General features: G+C 59.6%; 22 protein-coding genes. 8 read left to right on the top strand and 14 right to left on the bottom strand.

Features of this window, described 5'->3' with window-relative positions:
• Window positions 1–200 precede the first annotated feature (200 nt).
• The 3 genes from NJ75_RS21600 to NJ75_RS24590 all read right to left on the bottom strand — a co-directional run bounded on the left by NJ75_RS21600 (window position 201) and on the right by NJ75_RS24590 (window position 2,108).
• Complete coding sequence (locus tag NJ75_RS21600) at window positions 201–536, bottom strand: response regulator (RefSeq protein ID WP_039338037.1); 336 nt, start codon at window positions 534–536, stop codon at window positions 201–203.
• Window positions 514–1,668 carry an ATP-binding protein gene (locus tag NJ75_RS21595; RefSeq protein WP_211257966.1) on the bottom strand — a complete coding sequence of 385 codons (1,155 nt, stop codon included), beginning with the start codon at window positions 1,666–1,668 and terminating at the stop codon, window positions 514–516. Before NJ75_RS21595 ends, NJ75_RS21600 begins: the two co-directional genes overlap by 23 nt.
• Window positions 1,669–1,949: 281 nt before the next feature.
• Entirely contained in the window at window positions 1,950–2,108 is a 159-nt protein-coding gene (locus NJ75_RS24590) for a hypothetical protein (RefSeq protein ID WP_156135925.1), read from the bottom strand.
• A 338-nt stretch (window positions 2,109–2,446) separates the two neighbouring features.
• On the opposite strand from NJ75_RS24590, the gene cas9 reads away from it, so the two are divergent.
• The 3 genes from cas9 to NJ75_RS24585 all read left to right on the top strand — a co-directional run bounded on the left by cas9 (window position 2,447) and on the right by NJ75_RS24585 (window position 6,630).
• Window positions 2,447–5,650: a type II CRISPR RNA-guided endonuclease Cas9 gene (gene cas9, locus NJ75_RS21590; RefSeq protein WP_039338036.1), complete on the top strand. Its 3,204-nt coding sequence runs from the start codon at window positions 2,447–2,449 to the stop codon at window positions 5,648–5,650.
• Between the two features lie 18 nt (window positions 5,651–5,668).
• Window positions 5,669–6,016, top strand: a complete 348-nt coding sequence (locus NJ75_RS23560; protein ID WP_156135924.1) for a CRISPR-associated endonuclease Cas1 — start codon at window positions 5,669–5,671, stop codon at window positions 6,014–6,016.
• Window positions 6,017–6,393: 377 nt separating this feature from the next.
• On the top strand, window positions 6,394–6,630 hold the full coding sequence (locus NJ75_RS24585; RefSeq protein ID WP_156135923.1) for a hypothetical protein: 237 nt from the start codon (window positions 6,394–6,396) through the stop codon (window positions 6,628–6,630).
• Between the two features lie 513 nt (window positions 6,631–7,143).
• On the opposite strand, the gene NJ75_RS21580 is transcribed toward NJ75_RS24585, so the two are convergent.
• The 6 genes from NJ75_RS21580 to NJ75_RS24000 form a co-directional block, all read right to left on the bottom strand.
• Window positions 7,144–7,356, bottom strand: coding sequence for a hypothetical protein (locus NJ75_RS21580; protein WP_039338035.1), 213 nt, complete (start codon window positions 7,354–7,356; stop codon window positions 7,144–7,146).
• A gap of 88 nt (window positions 7,357–7,444) precedes the next feature.
• A complete protein-coding gene (locus NJ75_RS21575; RefSeq protein ID WP_230487956.1) occupies window positions 7,445–7,804 on the bottom strand; it encodes a hypothetical protein in 360 nt (119 codons plus the stop codon).
• Complete coding sequence (locus tag NJ75_RS21570) at window positions 7,794–8,786, bottom strand: methyltransferase (RefSeq protein ID WP_052242737.1); 993 nt, start codon at window positions 8,784–8,786, stop codon at window positions 7,794–7,796. The genes NJ75_RS21575 and NJ75_RS21570 overlap by 11 nt, the downstream gene beginning before the upstream one ends.
• A 196-nt stretch (window positions 8,787–8,982) precedes the next feature.
• Window positions 8,983–9,276 carry a hypothetical protein gene (locus NJ75_RS21565; RefSeq protein WP_156135922.1) on the bottom strand — a complete coding sequence of 98 codons (294 nt, stop codon included), beginning with the start codon at window positions 9,274–9,276 and terminating at the stop codon, window positions 8,983–8,985.
• A gap of 284 nt (window positions 9,277–9,560) precedes the next feature.
• Window positions 9,561–10,142, bottom strand: coding sequence for an SRPBCC family protein (locus tag NJ75_RS21560; protein ID WP_052242736.1), 582 nt, complete (start codon window positions 10,140–10,142; stop codon window positions 9,561–9,563).
• Window positions 10,143–10,599: 457 nt separating this feature from the next.
• The gene (locus NJ75_RS24000; protein ID WP_174544622.1) at window positions 10,600–10,869 is read right to left on the bottom strand and encodes a hypothetical protein; all 270 of its coding nucleotides are present in this window, start codon (window positions 10,867–10,869) and stop codon (window positions 10,600–10,602) included.
• A 232-nt stretch (window positions 10,870–11,101) separates the two neighbouring features.
• Between NJ75_RS24000 and NJ75_RS21550 the strand changes: the two genes are divergently transcribed.
• Both NJ75_RS21550 and NJ75_RS24580 read left to right on the top strand, forming a co-directional pair.
• Window positions 11,102–12,190: an IS5 family transposase gene (locus NJ75_RS21550; RefSeq protein WP_039338312.1), complete on the top strand. Its 1,089-nt coding sequence runs from the start codon at window positions 11,102–11,104 to the stop codon at window positions 12,188–12,190.
• Window positions 12,191–12,360: 170 nt separating this feature from the next.
• The gene (locus NJ75_RS24580; RefSeq protein ID WP_156135921.1) at window positions 12,361–12,510 is read left to right on the top strand and encodes a hypothetical protein; all 150 of its coding nucleotides are present in this window, start codon (window positions 12,361–12,363) and stop codon (window positions 12,508–12,510) included.
• Between the two features lie 1,067 nt (window positions 12,511–13,577).
• On the opposite strand, the gene NJ75_RS24575 is transcribed toward NJ75_RS24580, so the two are convergent.
• The 4 genes from NJ75_RS24575 to NJ75_RS21540 all read right to left on the bottom strand — a co-directional run bounded on the left by NJ75_RS24575 (window position 13,578) and on the right by NJ75_RS21540 (window position 15,367).
• Window positions 13,578–13,739 (bottom strand): hypothetical protein, encoded by a 162-nt coding sequence (locus NJ75_RS24575; protein WP_156135920.1) that lies wholly within the window; start codon window positions 13,737–13,739, stop codon window positions 13,578–13,580.
• 169 nt (window positions 13,740–13,908) lie between these two features.
• Window positions 13,909–14,811, bottom strand: coding sequence for a hypothetical protein (locus tag NJ75_RS24570; RefSeq protein ID WP_062780551.1), 903 nt, complete (start codon window positions 14,809–14,811; stop codon window positions 13,909–13,911).
• Window positions 14,796–14,957: a hypothetical protein gene (locus NJ75_RS24565; RefSeq protein WP_156135919.1), complete on the bottom strand. Its 162-nt coding sequence runs from the start codon at window positions 14,955–14,957 to the stop codon at window positions 14,796–14,798. Before NJ75_RS24565 ends, NJ75_RS24570 begins: the two co-directional genes overlap by 16 nt.
• A 212-nt stretch (window positions 14,958–15,169) precedes the next feature.
• Window positions 15,170–15,367, bottom strand: a complete 198-nt coding sequence (locus NJ75_RS21540) for a carboxymuconolactone decarboxylase family protein (protein ID WP_230487962.1) — start codon at window positions 15,365–15,367, stop codon at window positions 15,170–15,172.
• A gap of 51 nt (window positions 15,368–15,418) precedes the next feature.
• Between NJ75_RS21540 and NJ75_RS23995 the strand changes: the two genes are divergently transcribed.
• Entirely contained in the window at window positions 15,419–15,583 is a 165-nt protein-coding gene (locus tag NJ75_RS23995) for a helix-turn-helix domain-containing protein (protein ID WP_231735508.1), read from the top strand.
• 156 nt (window positions 15,584–15,739) lie between these two features.
• On the opposite strand, the gene NJ75_RS21535 is transcribed toward NJ75_RS23995, so the two are convergent.
• On the bottom strand, window positions 15,740–16,444 hold the full coding sequence (locus NJ75_RS21535; protein ID WP_052242734.1) for an NUDIX hydrolase: 705 nt from the start codon (window positions 16,442–16,444) through the stop codon (window positions 15,740–15,742).
• Window positions 16,445–16,546: 102 nt separating this feature from the next.
• Here NJ75_RS21535 and NJ75_RS21530 point away from each other — a divergent pair, with 102 nt between their 5' ends.
• Together NJ75_RS21530 and NJ75_RS21525 are read left to right on the top strand one after the other, a co-directional pair.
• Window positions 16,547–17,611, top strand: a complete 1,065-nt coding sequence (locus NJ75_RS21530) for a bifunctional nicotinamide-nucleotide adenylyltransferase/Nudix hydroxylase (protein WP_039338030.1) — start codon at window positions 16,547–16,549, stop codon at window positions 17,609–17,611.
• Between the two features lie 59 nt (window positions 17,612–17,670).
• Window positions 17,671–19,050 (top strand): nicotinate phosphoribosyltransferase, encoded by a 1,380-nt coding sequence (locus NJ75_RS21525; protein WP_039338029.1) that lies wholly within the window; start codon window positions 17,671–17,673, stop codon window positions 19,048–19,050.
• Window positions 19,051–19,238: the final 188 nt, after the last annotated feature.

The following is a 19,238-nucleotide window of genomic DNA, read 5'->3' as shown; positions in this document are numbered from 1 at the left end:
GTGGGTTCGGCGATCATCGCCAAGGTGACTTTCGTTTCGCGTCAGGCCCGGTGGTCGGTCATTGGCGGGAATTGCGGGGCGACTGCCAATTTGCGCATTGCGCAGCGGCTCAAGTTACGGCTCGTAACTGAACGTAGGGGTTGATCCAGGACGACACACAAAGATCGCCTGCAAGGCCTGGAAGGGAAGAACGGTCCTTCTCAGAGGAGCGAGAAAAGCTTGTCCATTGTGAAGGGTTTGCGCAGAAACTTCTCTCGATCGGTCAACGCCGCCGGCATTTCGGCATACCCTGTCATGTAGACTACGCGAGCATCCGGATCGCTGTCGAGGGCATGACGGCCAAGCATCCAGCCATCGACTTTGCCAGGCATCCTCAAGTCCGTGACGATCACGTCGAACCTGTGATCCGAACCCAGCAGGGCCATGGCAGCATCACCGTTCGAGGCACTTTCGACCTTGTAGCCGCCAAGTTCAAGCTCATCGACGAGAAGCTCGAGAAGCAACGGCTCATCGTCAACAGCCAGCACTCGCTTCATCTGCCCCTCCAACACGTCGCGGAAAAGAAAGCTTCACGCTGGTTCCAGTTCCCGGCTCGGACTCGATCTTGACCTGCCCACCGCTTTGCACCACGAATCCGAAGACTTGGCTCAAGCCAAGGCCGGTGCCAGAACCGACAGGCTTGGTCGTGAAGAACGGTTCGACCGCCCGTGAAATGGTCTCGCTGTCCATCCCGACGCCTTGATCTTTCACAAAGATAGCAACGGACCCACCTTCCAGGGCAGTGGTGATCCGCAAAAGACCACCTGCCGGCATCGCGTCCCGGGCATTGAGCGCGAGGTTCAGGATCGCTCCGTCGAACTGGTTCTTGTCGATCGCGATATCCAGGGACGCGGGCCACAAGTCCGTCTCGATCGTCATTTTCCCATTGGTCGTCTGTTCGATTAGCGGCACAAGATCGCAGACTGCCTGATTGACGTCGACCGGGACGATCAGGAGGGGCTGCTTGCGGGCAAAAGCGAGCAACTGACCGGTTAACCTTGCCGCCCGTTCGCTGGCTGAAAGGGCATTCTCGATGCTTCTTGCGGCCTTGTGCTCGTCATCAACTCCGCGCTTCAGACGCTCCAGATTGCCATTGATGATCGTCAAAAGATTATTGAAGTCATGTGCGATCCCTGCAGTCAACTGGCCCACAGCCTGCATTTTTAGCGACTGCCGCAGCATTTCTTCCGCGCGTTGGCGCTCGGCCACCTCTTCATGCAATCGGTCAAGTGCGGATTGCAGCTGGCTCGGCGAGGGTACGGCAACCAACTTTGGTAGAAGTGGCCACAAAACAATCGCTGTCACGATCGAGGCGCCAGCCGTGATGACCTTGACGAGCGCTTCGATACCGTATGCCGGAACCCACAACACGAGAATGCTGATCAGGTGCGTTGTGCCACAGGCCAGGATGAAGAGGGCGAAAAGGCCCAGGACCCAACCGAATTCAAGGTCCGGACGACGCCTCAGAAACAGCCAGAGAACCACTGGAATTGAGTAATACGCCATTGCAATGAGCGCGTCGGCGATGACATGCGTCCAGACAAGACCCGGATCCCAAAGGAGGCAAAAGCCATGGGGCGGCAAGCCTGTCTGCAGGATAAAGCGCATTAACCTGTCGAGCATTTCCATCGATCGCTCCTAACAGGGTCGAGCATCGTCGCAATCGCCATTGGAAGCAATCGGCCTGCTTGCGCGGGGTGGCTCAATCCTGAGCCCCAATACAGGATTCTCCTCACGGACGTGATCGAGACTGTGTTGGATTGATCGCAAGCGCACTGTCGCCCTGTGCCGCCAAGCGGCTCCGCGACTGACGGGCAAGCACCCCTCGCCAGTAGGGCTCCCTGGACGGATTGCCAAACTCGGTGAGTTATCACGGACCCGTTGAGTTCGTTCTTTATGCGGGCATTGGCCTAGCCTGCCTTGCCATAGAGGTTCAGCTTGGAGTTGAAGGCCGCGGTAACTCGAGCGCCGGCGGTGAAGGTCGCGGCCGGTGGAAAAGTCACGGTGCTATTGATGCCGTCGTCGTAAACGCTTCTTGCCCCGAAGACCGCGGATCTGCGGGTTTTCATGTGTCATGGATCCCCCTCAGCGGAACGCGGTTGAAGAAGGCGAAGCCCTGGGCTTGGGCGTCAAACACCATCTCGTGTGTCTCGCGGGGATAGGCCTGACATAGACCGGAAGATACCGCCACTTGCGCCTTTGAGTGTCGCTGGTCGAGCTAATTCAGCGCGAGACTCAAATAAATCGCGCTGTAAAAATGGGGGCCGCAGCCCCCACCTTATTTGGTGCAATCAAGTTGCTTGTTAACAACCAGACCTGCAATTTCTGAGACTTGAAAATACCATGTCGCTTGCAGTCGTCAATATCCCTCGTCAAAATCGGATATCGGCTTACAGCAGGATTTGCGATGGGTACGCGTCTCGGTCTCGACATTGGCACGAACAGCATTGGTTGGTGCCTTTTCAATCTTGATGGATCAGGCAGGCCGATCGGTATACGCGACATCGGCGTTCGCATTTTCTCGGACGGGCGCGATCCCAGGTCAGGAGCGTCTCTTGCGGTTGAGCGACGAGTCGCACGCGCAATGCGGCGGCGGCGTGATCGCTATATTCGGCGTCGGTCAGCTCTGCTGGAGGCCCTGATAAACACTGGCCTCATGCCTGCTGACGTTCAGGAATCCAAAGCCCTGACCGGGTGCGACCCTTATGTTCTGCGCGCGCAAGCGTTGGATAGAGCGTTGGATGCCCACCTTCTTGGCCGAGTGCTCTTCCATCTGAACCAGCGGCGAGGCTTCAAATCGAACCGTAAGGCTGAGCGCAAAGCAGGGGATGACAAGGAGGGGGGCAAGATCGCAGACGGTGCAAAGGCGCTCGATCTGGCGATGCATGAAGCAGGCGCGCGCACCTATGGGGAGTTTCTGGCTGGCAGGGATTCAAGACGCGTGCGGTTGCGCGCGGAAGGAGATGGCTATGACTTTTACCCCGAGCGCCGCCATCTGGAAGCTGAGTTCGATGCAATCTGGGACGCGCAGGCCGCATATAATCCTGCGTTGTTGACCGATGTTGTCCGTGACCGCTTGCGGCGCATCATCTTTTTCCAGCGACCATTGAAGGCACCGAAAGTCGGAGGCTGCACTTTTTTCAACGAAGAGCCACGCCTGCCCAAGGCCCACCCGCTGTTTCAGGAACGGCGGTTGTATGAAGAGGTCAATCAGCTTGAAATCACGAGAGCGGGAGCACCATCTCGAAAGCTGACGCTCGACCAGCGCGACAAGATCATCCGCAAACTAAAATCGGCGAAGACCGCGAGTTTCTCAGGCCTGGCGAGACTGCTGAAGCTCGCTGATGGTGAGAGCTTCAGCAGGGTTACCGAAAACCGCACTGGTCTTGCCGGCGATGATATCTTCACCTCATTCAGCGACAAAAGGTGCTTTGGTGATCGTTGGGCGCATTTCGATCCCGGCGTTCAATGGTCAATTATCGAGACGGTGACAGAGGAGGAAGATCCGGTGCGCCTGCGCGACTGGTTGATGGCCACGCACGGTGTCACTGTGGAACAGGCGGAAGCAATTGGGCGTGTGCGCCTGCCAGAAGGCCATGGGCGCCTCGGCGAAACGGCCAGCCGATTGATTCTCGCCCAACTCAAGTCGGGGTCGAAAGATGGACATCCGCTGACATACAACGAGGCAGTGGAAGCCGCGCTCGGAAAGTCGCACAGCGATTTCCGCACCGGCGAGATACTGGAGCAGCTGCCTTACTACGGTGAAATCCTTTCACGGGAAATTCCGCCCGGCTCGCTCGATCCGGACGACGACGACGAAATACGCTGGGGCAAGATCACCAATCCCACGGTCCATATCGGCCTGAACCAGCTCCGCCGCTTGCTGAATGCCCTTATCAAGGCTCATGGCCGCCCGGATGAGATTGTTGTCGAACTGGCACGCGAACTGAAGCTCAGCGAGAAAGACAAGGCCGAACACAACCGGCGTATCGGCGCTAACACTCGCGCTGCTGAGGCCAGGTCGAAGAAACTACTCGAAAGCGGACAGCCTGATACCGGGGCGAACCGGTCGCTCCTGAAATTGTGGGAAGACCTCAATCCGAACAATCCGCTCGACCGGTGCTGTCCGTTTTGCGGACGTCACATCGGGCAAATGGCGCTGTTCTCAGGCGAAACCGAGATTGAACACATCATTCCCTATTCCCGTTCACTCGACGATAGCGCCGCAAACAAGGTCATCGCGCATCGCAGCTGCAACAGGGAGAAGGGCAACAGGACGCCTTGGGAAGCCTGGGGACACACGGAGCGCTGGGCGATCATCGCCGAGCAAGTGTCACGGCTCCATAAATCAAAGCAATGGCGCTTTGCCCCGGACGCAATCGAACGCTTCAATCAAGAGGGCGGCTTTATTGCGCGTCAGCTGAGCGACACGCAATATCTGTCGCGGATGGCACGGACCTATCTTTCGAGCCTTTATCCCGACACTGCCGGGGTTTATGTCATTCCCGGTCGCATGACCGCGATGCTGCGGCGCCTATGGGGTTTGAACGAGCTTCTGCCCGATCATAACTATGTCGAGAATCCCCATAGCGGCGCGCCCAAGAATCGCCTCGATCATCGCCACCATGCGATTGATGCCGCCGTTGTCGGGGTCACGACACGGGGTCTGTTGAACGAGATTTCGAGGGCGGCGGGCCGCGCGGAGCGTCAGGATCTCGACAGGCTTTTCATCGATCTGCCTAAACCTTGGGAAACATTCCGCGAAGATTTGCATGAGTCTTTGGCGCGCGTTGTTGGCAGTCACAAGGCCGATCATGGCCGCAAGGGCGTTCCGGCAAAGGGCAAGGATGCCACCGCCGCACGGCTGCACAACGAGACTGCCTACGGACTGACCGGCCTGACCAGCGAAAGCGGCTTGCCGATTGTCGTCCACCGTGTGCCTCTGCTCAGCCTAAAACCGGATGACCTTTCCAATCCCATCCGCATCCCGGACGCTGCTTTGCAGCGGGCACTGCGGGAGGCCACTGACGGCAAATCGGGTAAGGATTTCCAGGAGGCGCTGGCCCAGTTCTCCAAATCAGACCCTGTGTTCAAGGGTATACGGCATGTCAGAGTGCGGGAAACATTGAAGGTCATCCCGATCCGTGACGCATCGGGTCATGCCTTCAAAGCCTACAAGGGCGATGCCAACGCGCGATATGACGTGTGGCGGATGCCGGACGGAAAATGGGTATCAAGCTGGAGGGACAGGGACGGGAAAGCTCATTCGGGCATCATAACCATGTTTGCAGCGCACCAGGCCGGCCAGCCTGTCCAGCGCCCACACCCAGCGGCGAAGAGAGTTTTGAGTTTGCGCCAGAACGATTTGGTAGCGGTCGAGCCGCAAGGTCAGCCGCGCAAGATTATGCGGGTCGTGAAATTTTCCAGTGGGGGTCAGATTACCTTTGCAGAACATCAGGAAGCAGGACCCTTGAAAGCGCGAGACGCGACTTCGCCCGATATTGATCCCTTCAAATATTTCTATTCTTCTGCTGGCGGTTTGCAGAAGGCTAGAGCTCGGCAGATCCGTATCGACGAACTTGGTCGTATCTTTGATCCGGGACCGCGTTAACCAGTCATTATCCATGGTGTGCCAGCCTTCAACCCCGAAAGGCTGGCCATGGATCGCATTGTTGATATTGCCACGGATGATCTTCACCTGTCCGCGTATCGCGGATTTCTGGTTGTCAGTCTTGATCGTCAGGAACAGGGGCGGGTGGCGCTCGACGATATTCAAGCGGTTATTGTTCATGCGCACGGCGTAACCTGGACGACCAGCCTTGTCGTGGCGCTCGCAGAACACTGCACAATCCTGGTGCCTTGCACTTACACCGATACGGCGGTCGCCTTCATATCACCGATTGACGGCCACCATCCCCGGGCAGCGAGAATACGGGCGAAAGTGGATGCGGCTCGCCCGCTATTCAAACAGCTTTGACAGAAAAGCCTTGTCACCAGGATTACAGTGCACGCGTGATCGCTGGCAGCGCGAGGCAGGCAGAAGCCAGAGCACTCATGCTGATGGTGCGGCGCGTCCGCTCCGGCGACCGCGACAATCTTGAGGCGCAGGCGGCACGAAAACATTGGCCGGCTCTGATGGGCGCTGACTTTCCCCGTGATCTGAACGCCGGCGGTGCCACTGCCCAGTTGAATCATCGCTGCACTGTCGTGCGATCCTGCGTGCCCGGGGCGATCATCGGGGCAGGACTGCCCCCTGTAATCGGCCTGCACCACCAAAAAATCGGATAAACGGTTCGCGCTCGCTGACGATCGTGTGGAACTGTTTCGCCCTCGGGTTGACCGGCTAGTCGGCGGATGATCGACGAAGATATCATGTCCGGAACTCCAGAAGCAAAACAAGGGCTTTCCCGGCTGATCGGGCATGATTTGCGTCTGGGCGGAACTATTTCGCCTGTGTCTGTGGCGATCCAACGCCTTGCTCAATTGCTTGCGAGGCGTTTCGAAGAACGCGAGTCGGCACTCGCCATTGAGATTAAGCGCATTTTCGCTGTGACAGATGGGGTTTTTCCCAATCCCAATTCAACTGGTTAGACGCCCATCTGTCACAGCTTTTCCGAAATCGCAGTCCAGCTGCGACCCCGGCACTTCACTTCGCTCTGCTAGCCATCAAAGCATTTCAGAAATCGCGGTCCAGCTGCAACAACGCCCTAAGCGTCAAGCGAGCGACGACAATATAGCACTCTGGAAATCGCGGTCCAGCTGTAGCGCGATTCGGACCCAGATGGGACCCATTTGGAGGAATGTTAAATCCCAGAGTCGCGCGACCTTTATCGCTTGCATCTGACCAGCCCAAAGCCCTTCCAAGCAGCCAGACAGAGTCTTTCGCTGGCCACCCAGTCGAAGGCTGCCCGGCTTCCTGCACGTCGAGATTAGCGTGTTCTGGCTTGCGAAAGGCACTCCTCAATCAGCACGTGTTCACAACCGCTGGTTCCTATAGCGTTGAACCTCAATGAAGCTTCCCAGATCTCTTCGCGCCGGATCAGGTTGGGATAGCCTGTCAACCAGCCAGCGCCCGGCATGATCCGCTCGCTTTGGACTGGTGCGTCACTCTTGTGGCATGGGCAGCACGGGAGCCTTCGAAGCAGCTTTCAGGGCCATTTCCAGCTCGGTGACCACCTTGTCGGGCCCGCCGGCTGCGTCGAAGGCAAAGTCGATCGGCTTGGATGAACACTGCAGCAGTTCGCCGGCGCTGCCTTCCTCCACCGCGTGAAGAGCAAAATAGTGACCGTGATCGATGATGCGATAGGACCAAGCCATAGCCGCGCACTCCACTATCCCGTCCAACGGCGCAACGGCGCAGGGGGCCGCTGGTTTCACGGCGCCGGGATTCAATGCAACGTCCCCGTCAGTGCCGCAGCCTGGACAACCTCCGCCGGTTGGCCACCACGGCCTTGCGATAGTGCACAAGGCAGGCGCTCGCGGCCGAGTATGGCGTCCGTCCAAGCTGCCCAGTGATTGCGCGTTGTTGCAGTTCCAGGGCAGTACCGATCTTCTCGGAAACCATCAGCAGCGCTTCGTGTTGCGAGCGGGCATCCCAGGTGGTGAACCTCGCAAGGCGCAGGGCGATCACCGCAGACGCTTCTGCCGCCAAGGTCCAGCTTTCAAGCCCGAGGCTCATCCAGTTCGAAATGCGCATATGGGTGAAGCGCTTGGTCCGGTCCATCGTTCCCGGCAACTGTTCGCCGCGCTCGGTTTCATCGGGCATTGGCTGTACGGGCTTTCTGGCCATGCCGCGTGAAAACCGCTGAAATGAGCGCTATGCGCTCGACAGCGGCATAGGCGTCAGTTTCTAGCTCCTCGCCGAAGACGTCCGGATCGATCTCCCGATAGCGCAAGTCGCAGTCGTAGCCCGATGCCATCGCGCCAAGCGCTTCGCGCAGGTGATCCTGCCCGCGAAGGATCGCACTGCCGGTATAGAGGATGAACTTTCCTCCGGACGACAGGCGCTCCACTGTTGCAACGGCCATGTCATAAGCGACCTGACCTCCGTGCATGTCGCCGCCGTCACGATAGGCACGCGCTTTGCGGTCGATCATGTAGGGAGGATTGGCCAGGGCAATGTCGATGGGCCCGCGGACGCCGTCGAGGGTCTCCCCCTGGACCGAACGAACCCTGATGCCCGCTGCGCAGGCGTTGATCCGGGCCAGACGCAAGGCGTTCGGGTTGATATCGGTCATGGTTAACTGGAGACCCGGCTGTACCTGCGCGGCCGTGATGGCGCCCACCCCGGACCCGGTGCCGATGTCTACGAGGTGGCAACCATCTGCCAGGGCAAGCGGTGCGAGTTCGCGCTGGACGAGGCTTGCGAAACGATAGCTGTCCGGCCCGAAGAAGACGGCGTCTTCCGAAATGGTCGGGTAGGAAGAGTGGAGATACAGGTCGGTGCCGAGACTGGAGACGCGCAAGGTGCACTTCCATCGCCCGTCCCGAAACCTGTCGAGCGCGCCGGCTGCGTCGAGGAGGTCGCGGATCTCCGGATCGAGCAGGTCCTTGGCGAACGGCATGTTCCATCCCAATGCGTCGCGCAGGTCTGCGGCATCGCGTGTCGGCTCGCGGGCACGGATCCGCGCGTGCGTCGCCGGAGTTGGCGTGACGAAGACATAGCGCCGCGCCTTCAAGGCACGCAGCAGCGCAACGAGAGCCTGATCTGGAGCGGACAGAGGGTTTTCTGGTGTCGGATCAAACATCAGCAATCAATGTCTGATCCATGGAATCGTTGCGGCAGGAGTGCACCGCAGCGGCTGGAAGTTCCCACTCAGCCTCCATGCTTGTTCGCCAGCTGGCGGGCAGCCGCGGCCAGCCACGCACGAGCGTCGTCCGCCCTTGCTGCCGGCAACATGATCCGGGCTAAGCTCGTCAGCCCAGCGGGCGTATGGTGGCGCCTCAGCCCTGAACGTGAATGATGGCGCGCTTGGCCGCGCCGAGAATCTCTTCCAGCGAACTGATGACTGCCGCCTTCATCAGCTCGGGATCGACAGCGCCTGAGGCCTCGAATGCGGCGTAATCGGCACTTCGCAATGCCAGAGCTTCAAATTGCGCGATCCAGAGTGACGGATCATTGGCATTCTTCGCTGCCATGGGCAGCAAGCATGAGATCAGTGTTCTTAAAGTATTGATATGTATGGCCATCGTCGCCACAGAATATTGCTGCTCGTCTGCATTTGAATTCACGACCATTTGACCCCCCCGGTGCAAGTCATGCGGGCCATACGTATGCAAAGCTTATTCGCCAAGCGGATAAACTTTATAGAGGGTGAAAAGGGTGTGGCGTTTCACCCTCGGCACTGCGGCCCAGGTGTGCGAAATGCGCCATGACCGATTTTACCGGGAGCGCAGCTCATGCGGGATCGGGGCGCACCGGTCGGGCCAACCAGTTCCAGCCTGCTCGTGTCAGCGCTGCGGCCATCATCGCCGGGTTGAGCTTTTCGCTTTCAAGCCGGCGAGATGGCCCCGTGCAATCCTCAGCCCTCTGTTGCGGCCGGTTCAAGCGCCTCGAGGGACTTCACGACGTAGAAGGACTTGAACGCATCGACGAGCTTCTCCTCGTTCGAGTAAGGGCCCGGCTGATAACCGTCGGTCTTGATCCCCGCGTGGTTGTTCTCCGCAAGACGGCCATCCTGGGCGTTGGTGGCGCGCCACACCTCGGTGAGCTTGTCCACGTCATAGTCCACGCCTTCGACGGCATCCTCGTGAACCAGCCAACTGGTGCGCAGCAGGGTACGGTCGGCGGCGAGCGGGACGAGGCTGAACGTCACCACATGGTCGCAGCAGAAGTGATGCCAGCTGTTGGGTTGCGTCCACACCGACAGGCTGGTTTCCACCTGATCGCCATGGGGCCAGATCAGTTTGCGCGATGCCGGCTTGCCGCTCAGGGTCTGGGTAACAGCACCCGGAGCAAGGCCGAGGCGGGCGACGCTATGCCACCAGCCGTCCGGAAATTCAATCAGGTCGCGATAGATGCCCAATGCTTCCCATTCGGCCCGCTGTGCCTCGACCGCCCGGTCGGCGTCGGTCTTCACGCCGCAGACGTTGTCCTCGGGCAAGCCCTTGCCAAAGCCTGATCCATCCAGTGACTTCAGCAGTTCGGGGGTGATTGCTTTCGCAGTGATAGCACTCCCGGTTGTTTTCCATCACCAGCTTCCAGTTGGCATGGTCAACCAGCTCTTCAGTGGCTGCGATCTTGAGCTTGTCCAACTGATAGAGTGCGATCTGGGGAACTAATGTCCTCCTTCACCCGGTCGATCGGCGGCGGGTTTTCGGAAAGGCAGAGGAACAGCAGGCCGCCGACATTCTGGATGGCCACCGGTCGCAGGGCGTGGGCTCCCGTGTCGAAGCCCTCGGGCATGTCGCGCACGGCAATAACAGCGGATGATCAGTCGCCTTCTGCTTCCGCCAATTTGGCGGGTGGTGGGCGAAACAACCACCCCCAGTGCATCCCGCATTGCCGCCTTCGGCTTGCCGTGTCGTACGCCTCGGTGGGGCTAGAGATCGTTACCGCCGTCAGATTGACCGATTGAGCCTGATCTTGAACTTCTCGACCAGCCCGTTGAGAATTTCGTCCTGGCTTGGATTTCTCATTGCGCGATCGCCTGGACGATTAATGTCCGCCCAATGGGTAATACCGTCAATAGGGTCGTCGAACCCGCCGCTCCTTTCCCAATCGTCGGCATTCCAGCTCGCTACCACTGCGCCGTCAGCATCCCAAAGAAGCAGGTATCGGCCATCTTTTCGGTTGTCAGGCATGCTTTCAATGGGGCGCCACTCGATCATAGAAACCAACCTCAAGTTCATTAGACCCGACTCCACTAACACCGAAGTGCGAAGAATGAGTTGAAAACTGAAAGGCTTACCTCTTTTTCAGATCTTCAATCACCGCACGGCGCATGTTTATGAAAGCAGCGGACGCGAAGCCCTTTGACGCTGATACTTGGACGGCTCGAAAAACTCTGGAGTTTGGTGACCTGACCTGATTCACTGCCCTTGCGGATGAGCGGAGGCGATGATGGCGGGACAGCCCGGTTTCTTTGATCTTTCGAACCAGTACGAGGCCTTGAGCGCAGCGAGTGATCCGTTGGAGCGTCTGTCCGGGGTGGTCGACTTTGAGGTTTTCCGGGGGCCATTGATCGCCGCTCTGCGCCGCAGTGTTCGTGGCAAAGGCGGGCGGCCGCCGTTTGACCCGGTGATGACGTTCAAAATTCTGGTGCTGCAGGCGCTCTATTCGCTTTCGGACGAGGCAACGGTATTCCAGATCAAGTATCGCTTGTCGTTCCAGCGCTTCCTGGGCCTTGGGCTCGATGGCACGGTGCCGGATGCAACGACGGTGTGGCTGTTCCGCGAGCGCTTGGTGCAAGCCAAGGCAATCGACAAGCTCTTCGCCCGCTTCGATGCCGCACTGACCGACCGGGGCTATCTCGCCATGGGCGGCCAGATCATCGATGCTACCGTTGTGCCTGCACCCAAACAGCGCAACACCGAGGAGGAGAAGGCAGCGATCAAGGACGGCCGGATCCCGGAGGCATGGAAGGCAAAGCCAGCCCGGCTCCGTCAGAAGGATCGCGATGCCCGCTGGAGCGTGAAGTACACCAAGGCCAAGGTGAAGGAGGGTGCCGATCCCAAGGCCTTCAAGCCGGTCGATCTCGCCATCCCGATGTTCGGTTACAAGAACCACATCGGCATCGACCGGGCTCACGGGTTGATCCGGACCTGGGATGCCAGCGCCGCCAATGCCAATGACGGCGCCCGGTTGCCGAATCTGATCAGCACGAGCAACACCGGCTCGGGCGTCTGGGCCGATACCGCCTACCGTTCGAAGAAGGACGAGGCCTTCCTTGAGAAGGGTATGTTCAAGAGCCACATCCACCAGCGCAAGCCGAACCGCCGTGCCATGCCCGAGCGTGTCGCCAGAGCCAATGCGAAGCGCTCAGCCATCCGCTCGGCAGTCGAACACGTCTTTGCCGGGCAAAAGCACCGCATGGGCCTGATCGTGCGCACCATTGGCATTGCCCGCGCCCGCATCAAGATCGGCATGGCCAACCTTGCCTATAACTTCCAGAGGCTCGCCTGGCTTGAGGGGCGTAGTGCGCCTGCATAACGCGAAAACCTCGTTCGGAAGTCGGATCCACCAAGGAAATCAGCGGATCAGCCAACCAGCACCGAGGCTCACCATCTCCTCACAGGCCATCGCGTCCCTATCATGCCGGAATCAGACGGTTCTTCGAACCGTCCACTTTTGTCGCCGCATTTCTGGACCTCGTTCAAGAGGTGGCAATAGCAGTGGGATTAGGCGACAAGATTGACCGTTTCGACATCGAATCCGGCTACTATTTGAAGGCGTCTGGGAAACTCGACGAGGCAGCTATTGCTGATGCTGAGCGAAAGATCGCGGTGAAAGCGGAAACGCAAAACAGCTAATGCCCTTGTAAGGTTCGACACTCACTCCAAACGAGTGTAGGAGATCGATGTCACCAGCCAGTTCGCCTGCTGGTGCTTGAGAGACCACCGCGCTCCCGGCATGCAACGGGACGCGTCAAATGCCTCTCCTGCCTGTAATCCTGATCGTTGTTGTCGGCCTGGCTGTGGCCTTGTTCCTGGCGGAAATCTTGTCTCGGAAATTCGTGTCGCGCGACCGAACCGAGGATGACGAATTTCCCAATTAATCAATGGGAAAGAACGCCTTGGTACACTGTTGAGACTCACATTTAGGTGAGCCGTCTGCAAGGCATTGTTGGCCTTGCAACTCGCAGTGAACGGCTAGGGACCCCATGAAGCTGCCAGATTGGAACGCTGCAGAGTGGGTGCTGGTCCTGACGCTTGCAGGGCTTGGTTGCTTACTCGTCGGCATGCTTGCAGGCTTGGGGTTGTATTCCGATAAGCTGCCCTAGCCCTTGCTGGATCACCCAAGGGCTAGGGCATCACGACCAGGCGACTCAAGCCCTGTCGTGATGGCAAGATATTACCTTCGTTGAAGAACCGGGCAACGTTCGGCCTTCGCAGCATGTTTGCCATCCAAAAAACTCCGATCTGATGACCAGACCGGAGTATTTTGTGCAACCGGTAAAAGGGGCCGGATAAGGGGCGTCCGGCCTCTTCTACCAACAGCCCAATCGACCCTTCGTTCCCGTGGAGACAGGGGGGGCTTGTCATAACTAAAGTCAGTAGGCTTTAATGCGCCGCTCCAGAGTGACGACTCGCCGGAGGGCATCGTAATGCCGATCATACCAGTTCTCGCAATAGTCCTACTTGGATTTATCGTCGCATGGGTAATCGCCGACATGATTTGCAAACGCTTCCGAAGCTCCGGTCAATTGGACGACGTGCGCAAGGGCGATCACAAATAATTCCAGCCACGTCCTATGCGGGGCTCTGACGCAACGCTGCACAAGCAGGGCCGCAGCCTGATGATGATGTTCGTCGAGCCTTTGCTTAGGTGCTCGAAATGACGGGTGCAAGGATGTGCGGTGTGGGCCGATTTGGAAGGACTAGCCCGGTTCGGGTTCACCTTTGAGCCTCGCCAGCTTGATGCCGACCTCGTTTAAATCCTCCCAAGCCTGCTGCTCTTCGATGCTGGCTTCGTCCGGATCAACTTCCCAGATGTCGCGGGCCTGTTTGATCAAGGCTAACATTTCTACCATGTCATCCATTGCGGCCACCTCCTACTTGCGTTGACGCAACTAAGTCATTGCTCCGCATAGATTTTACCGAATCACACGCCTTGCAACCAGTCGCCCATGTCTTGGGGCTGAGTATCGCCTGCGAGCACGTCGACGAAGAACTGCGCCGATGCCGCGCCTTGCCCCGGCACAAGCCCTGTCATGTAGCCAGCAGCTTCCAGAGTGTTACGGGTTGCCCTCTTGGTTTCCCTGCCCTCAGCGGCCTTTCGAACGTCACCAGCGACACGCTCAAGCGATTCCCGGAGGCCTTGGATTCGCGAGAAGCGATAGCCGTAAGACCGATCGCCTGCGAGTTTGCGGCCGACCACAGGCACGATATCGCGCGCCAACGGGATAGGAGCCGCCAAACCATACACCGAAGTCTTGGCCGCCCATTCGGTCCAACTTTCCTCGTTGTCATCGTCAGGCCCTTGCCCTGACAGCAGCGCAGGCAGGATAGGAGCAACGACAGCCAGCAACAGGCCGCGCATCGCCAGTTCCGGCACCATCTCCCATTGCGGCTGCGAACAGCCTCTCCGGCGTCCCAAGCCAACTCCAGAAACCGCTGATAGTTCGCGAACTGGAACGAGTAGAACATCGTCAGGGACTTGCCCATCTCACCGGCAGGACCGCTCCCGCGCTGGATTGCAGCCAGATCCTTGGCAGCGCCCGCACCTTGGCTTTCACGGACGGCGGAGTCCGCTTCGTGCACCGCTTGGTCTTCGTCCATGCCCGCCGCGATGGCCTTGTTGTACGCGCCGATCCAGGTCGGAATGACGACGAGGCGATCGAAGAAGCTGATGCCGGTGAACCTGTAGCGCTGCACCATTGAAGCAAGGTCAGTCTTGCCAGCGAAGCGGCGCACGTTTTCCCTGATGTCGCGGTCCAGCGTGTCGAAGCGGCTCTTGAGTTCAAGGCTACGATCGAGAGCGAAGGCACTGGCCTCTTTAGGATTGCGCAGCGTCGTGTTCATGCCCGCCGCGAACCAGTGAGGACCAATACGCTCCACCGAGCCGACATAGCCACCAAGCTGAGCGAACATCGTACCTAGGCGGTAAGCCATGCCGACGAGCGTTGTGTCGCCCGCATGAAGGCTTCCAGCTTGCTCATGCCCGCACGATCGTAAACCCATTCATTCGCGATGAATTGCAGCCATGGACGGAACAGGCCCGCAACGTCCGACCCCATCGTTTCCTCAACCGTTGCCAAGTTGACATTACCCTCGATCCCAGCAGTGGGTTTTTCAACACTATTGGTCGGCTGCTGTCGCAATGGATCAACGGATCGTGAGACGAAGCGGTCATTTGCGACGGACTCGGATTACGAGCAGTGTCGCTGTTGGCCTCCCTTCGATCGGTCGCGGCCCAGTGCGATTTAAAATCGCACAAGGCCGCAACTTCCTCGGCATTGGGAGCACTGACCTAAATCGCCGGGAAGTTCACTTCCGTGCCCGCAACGTTGTTGATCAGGTTGGTGAAGAAGATCTCGGCCAACACGGCGACGATTTCGATGATCTGGCCTTCGCTGAACCCGGCTTCCTTCACCGCCTCGATATCCTCTGCCGAAACCTTGCCTCGAGCTTCGGCAACCTTGCGGGAAGGCGGAAGCGGCTGCGGCACGGGGATCGTCCGAGGTGCCCCGGCCAAACCCCGGCCAAGGCCGTCGAGCAGATGCGTCTGGTTGCAGCGCGGCTGATGATCGAGGAGACCCGTCACCCGATGGACCAGATCGCGCTGGAATCGGGCTTCATCGACATCCGTCGTATGCGCGAGGCGTTCGTGCGCCAGTATGGCCAGCCACCACAGACCCCGCGTAGGCTGGCCAAGGCGGCTTAGATGCTAAATCTGGCTCGGTCGTCAAACGTTCGGCTCGCCCCTGTTGTATCACAGCTGAGCAGATCATGGTCTAGTTTTGGGTCGAGCTGCCATTTAGATGTTCATGGCCCTACGACTTTATTTGGTCGGAGACAGCACAAAACACTTTTGAAATTGTCAGGGCACCCTCGAGTATCGGCGGTCCAAGTCTCGTTGATAAACTTCACTGCTATCGGTGACACGCGCACTTATTCTGTAAAGCTCCGCCGGCCGAAACGGCGTGTCGCTCTCGCGCTGCCCTGTTGCTTCGATCCAGCCAGTGTCGAGCATGCGGCGACGGAAGGCGGGCTTGTTGAAGGTGCTGCCAGTGATGGCCTCATGCACGGCCTGGAGATCACGCAGAGTGAAGAGGTCAGGCAGCAGAGAGAAGGCAAGGGGAGCGTAGTCGAGCTTGCCGCGGAGCCGCCCATGCGCTGTTGCAATGATGGCGGTGTGGTCGAATGCGAGCAGCTCGCCAGGTTCTGTGACCGGGCGTAACGCAAGATCTGCTTTCGAAGTAACGGCCTGTTGTAGAACCGCATGTGGCAGCAGAGCAAAGTAGGCGACGCTCACTGTGCGCATCCGTGGATCGCGCTGCGGATCGCCGAAGGTGTACAGCTGCTCCAGCCAGGCGCTGTCCTGCGCGGCAACGCCTGCCTTGCCCACCAGCATGCGCCTTGCAGCATCGTCCAGCGTCTCCTCAATGCCAACGAACCCGCCCGGCAGCGCAAGCGCGTCGACGTAAGGCTCTTCGCCCCGGCGCTGCAGCAGGACCGACAGAACAGCGTCGACGACGGTCATCAGCACGAGGTCGACAGTGACGGCGAAGGGTGGATGGCTCATGACGTCCGTCTTATATCTTGACTGGATATAAGTCCAGTGTGTATAAGACTGGTGCGAGTCGGGGAGTCCGCCTCGCTACGATCATCTGGGGGAGCCTCGGATATGAGCAAGTTCGATTTCGGCGTCTTAATAGGACGCTTCCAGCCACTGCACGTCGGCCATGAACACGTCATCACGCGCACGCTCGAACAGGTCGAGCGGTTGTTCGTGCTGGTGGGGTCGGCCAATGTCGCGCGCGATCCGCGCAATCCCTTCACCTATGCCGAGCGGGAGGCGATGCTGCGTTCCGCTTTCCGGCACGAAGTGGCACAGGGCCGCCTGATCATCGCCCCCATCGACGATCACCTCTATTCCGACACCGCCTGGGTCACACAGGTCCAGCGCAAGGTTCGTTCCCTGGTGCTCGAGCATGGCAACGGTCACGGCTTCCAGAACCATGGGCTGAGCGATTTCCGTGTCGCTCTGGCCGGCTACGGCAAGGATGCCTCGTCCTATTACCTCAAGCTGTTCCCGGAGTGGGAGAACCTGCAGGTCGAGAGCCAGTACGGCACCTTCTCGTCGAGCGACGTGCGCCAGCGCTATTTCCAGCGCATCCCTGAAGTGCCCGCCGCCATCCTCTCTGCAGGTGTTGCAGAGTTCCTGCGCGAGTTCATGCTGGGCGAGACCTTCAAGGCGCTGCTTGAGGAAGCCGAGTTTCTGGCGGCTTATCCTGCGCAATGGGGGAGGGGGCCCTTCGTCACCGCCGATGCGGTCGTCGTCCAGTCGGGACACATCCTGCTGGTCGAACGGGGATGGGCACCGGGCAAGGGCCTGCTTGCACTGCCGGGTGGCTTCGTAAATCCGGCCGAGCGCATTCGCGACGCCGCGATCCGCGAGCTGCGCGAGGAAACCGCGATCAGCGACGGCAAGGGCCAGATCCCGCCGGCTATGCTCGCCAGCTTTATTGAGGATGCGCGTACGCGGGTGTTCGATGCGCCGAACCGTTCCTTGCGTGGTCGTATCATCACCCACGCCTTCCTGTTCCGCCTGCCCGAACGCCGCAAGCTGTTCAGCGTGAAGGGCGGTGACGATGCGGCGCACGCGCAGTGGTACCGCTTTGGCGATCTGTCGCCTGAAATGCTGTTCGAGGACCACTGGGCCATCATCGAGGAAATGGCCGACCTTTGAAGACGGAAGCGCCGCGCAGGGGAGTCCTGCACCCGGCGAAAATGTGAGGAGTTCACATCATGACCAACCTGCTCCTGGCAACCGACAGCTACAAGCACAGCCACTATCTGCAGTACCCGCCCGAGACCCGCGCGATCAGCGCCTATATCGAGGCTCGCCCCAACGACTTTGCTGACGAAGTGCTGTTCATGGGCCTGCAGCCCTATCTCATGGACTATCTCGGGCGGCCGATCACCCAGGCTGACATCGAAGAGGCCGAGGCAGTCTGCACCGCGCATGGCGTGCCCTTCAATCGCAAGGGCTGGCAGATCGTGCTCGACGAACATGGCGCCTACCTGCCGATCGAGATCCGCGCTCTGCCTGAAGGCATGATCGTGCCGACCGGGGTGCCGATGGTGCAGGTCGAAACGACAGACCCGCGCCTGCCGTGGCTGGCAACCTTCATCGAGACCGCGCTGCTTCGCGCAATCTGGTATCCGACTACGGTCGCCACGCTCAGCCGCCAGTGCCGCCTGATCATCCGTGCAGGGCTCGCGAAGACCAGCGAGGATGTGGAAGGCCAGCTTCCATTCAAGCTGCACGACTTCGGCGCCCGCGGCACCAGCAGCGGCGAGAGTGCAGGCCTTGGCGGCATGGCCCACCTTGTCAACTTCATGGGCACCGACACTATGGAAGGGCTGATCGCCGCCCGTCGCTATTACGGAGCGGACATGGCCGGCTTCTCGATCCCGGCGGCCGAGCACAGCACGATGACCAGCTGGGGGCGCGAGCGCGAGGAAGCGGCCTATGCCAACATGCTCGACGCCTTCGAGGGTGAAGGCAAGGTCGTCGCCGTGGTCTCGGACAGCTACGACCTCGATGCGGCGCTGACTGGAATCTGGGGCGGGAGCCTGCGCGACAAGGTGCTGGCGCGCAAGGGCACGCTCGTCGTCCGGCCCGACAGTGGCGACCCGGTGGAAACCCCGGTGCGGGCAGTCAAGACCTTGTGGGAGGCCTTCGGCGGCACGGTCAACGCCAAGGGCTATCGCGTGCTCGATCCCCACGTCCGCGTGATCCAGGGCGATGGCATGACGCCTGCCACGATTGCCCGTCTGATCGATCGGCTGATCGAGGAAGGCTTCGCCATCGACAACATCGCCTTCGGCATGGGCGGCGGCCTGCTCCAGCAGGTCAATCGCGACACCTTGCGCTTTGCGATGAAGGCCAACGCCATGGGCGATGCCGAAGGCGTGTGGCACGACGTGTCCAAGGCGCCTGCCACCGACCTCGGCAAGGCCAGCAAGGCGGGGCGGCAGGCGGTGGTGCTCGAAGCAGGCCACATGGTGGCGCGGCGGATGGACGACGTGGCCGATGCCGACAACCTGCTCCGCCCGGTCTGGCGCAACGGGACCATGCTGGTGCGCCACAGCTTTGACGAACTGCGGGCGCGGGCGGCTTGAGACTTGCACAGGGTGCGTCCGCGTTGGCGCCCCCTTTGCATTCTATGATGTCGCTTTGGCAGCTCTCGAAAGTAGCCGCCGTTCATAGATGGGCACCGAAGTGACTGGATTTGTGAAGGGTTTCGGGCGCTTGCGTACGAAAGCCTCCAGTGCAGGAACCCGCGGGCCCCACGCGCTGGTCTATGTGT

Origin of the sequence: Novosphingobium subterraneum (assembly GCF_000807925.1) — a bacterium.
In the GTDB taxonomy this organism is placed as follows: Bacteria; Pseudomonadota; Alphaproteobacteria; order Sphingomonadales; family Sphingomonadaceae; genus Novosphingobium; species Novosphingobium subterraneum.
Note: the sequence above shows the minus strand (reverse complement) of the source record. Positions and strands in the feature narration are given on the sequence as shown.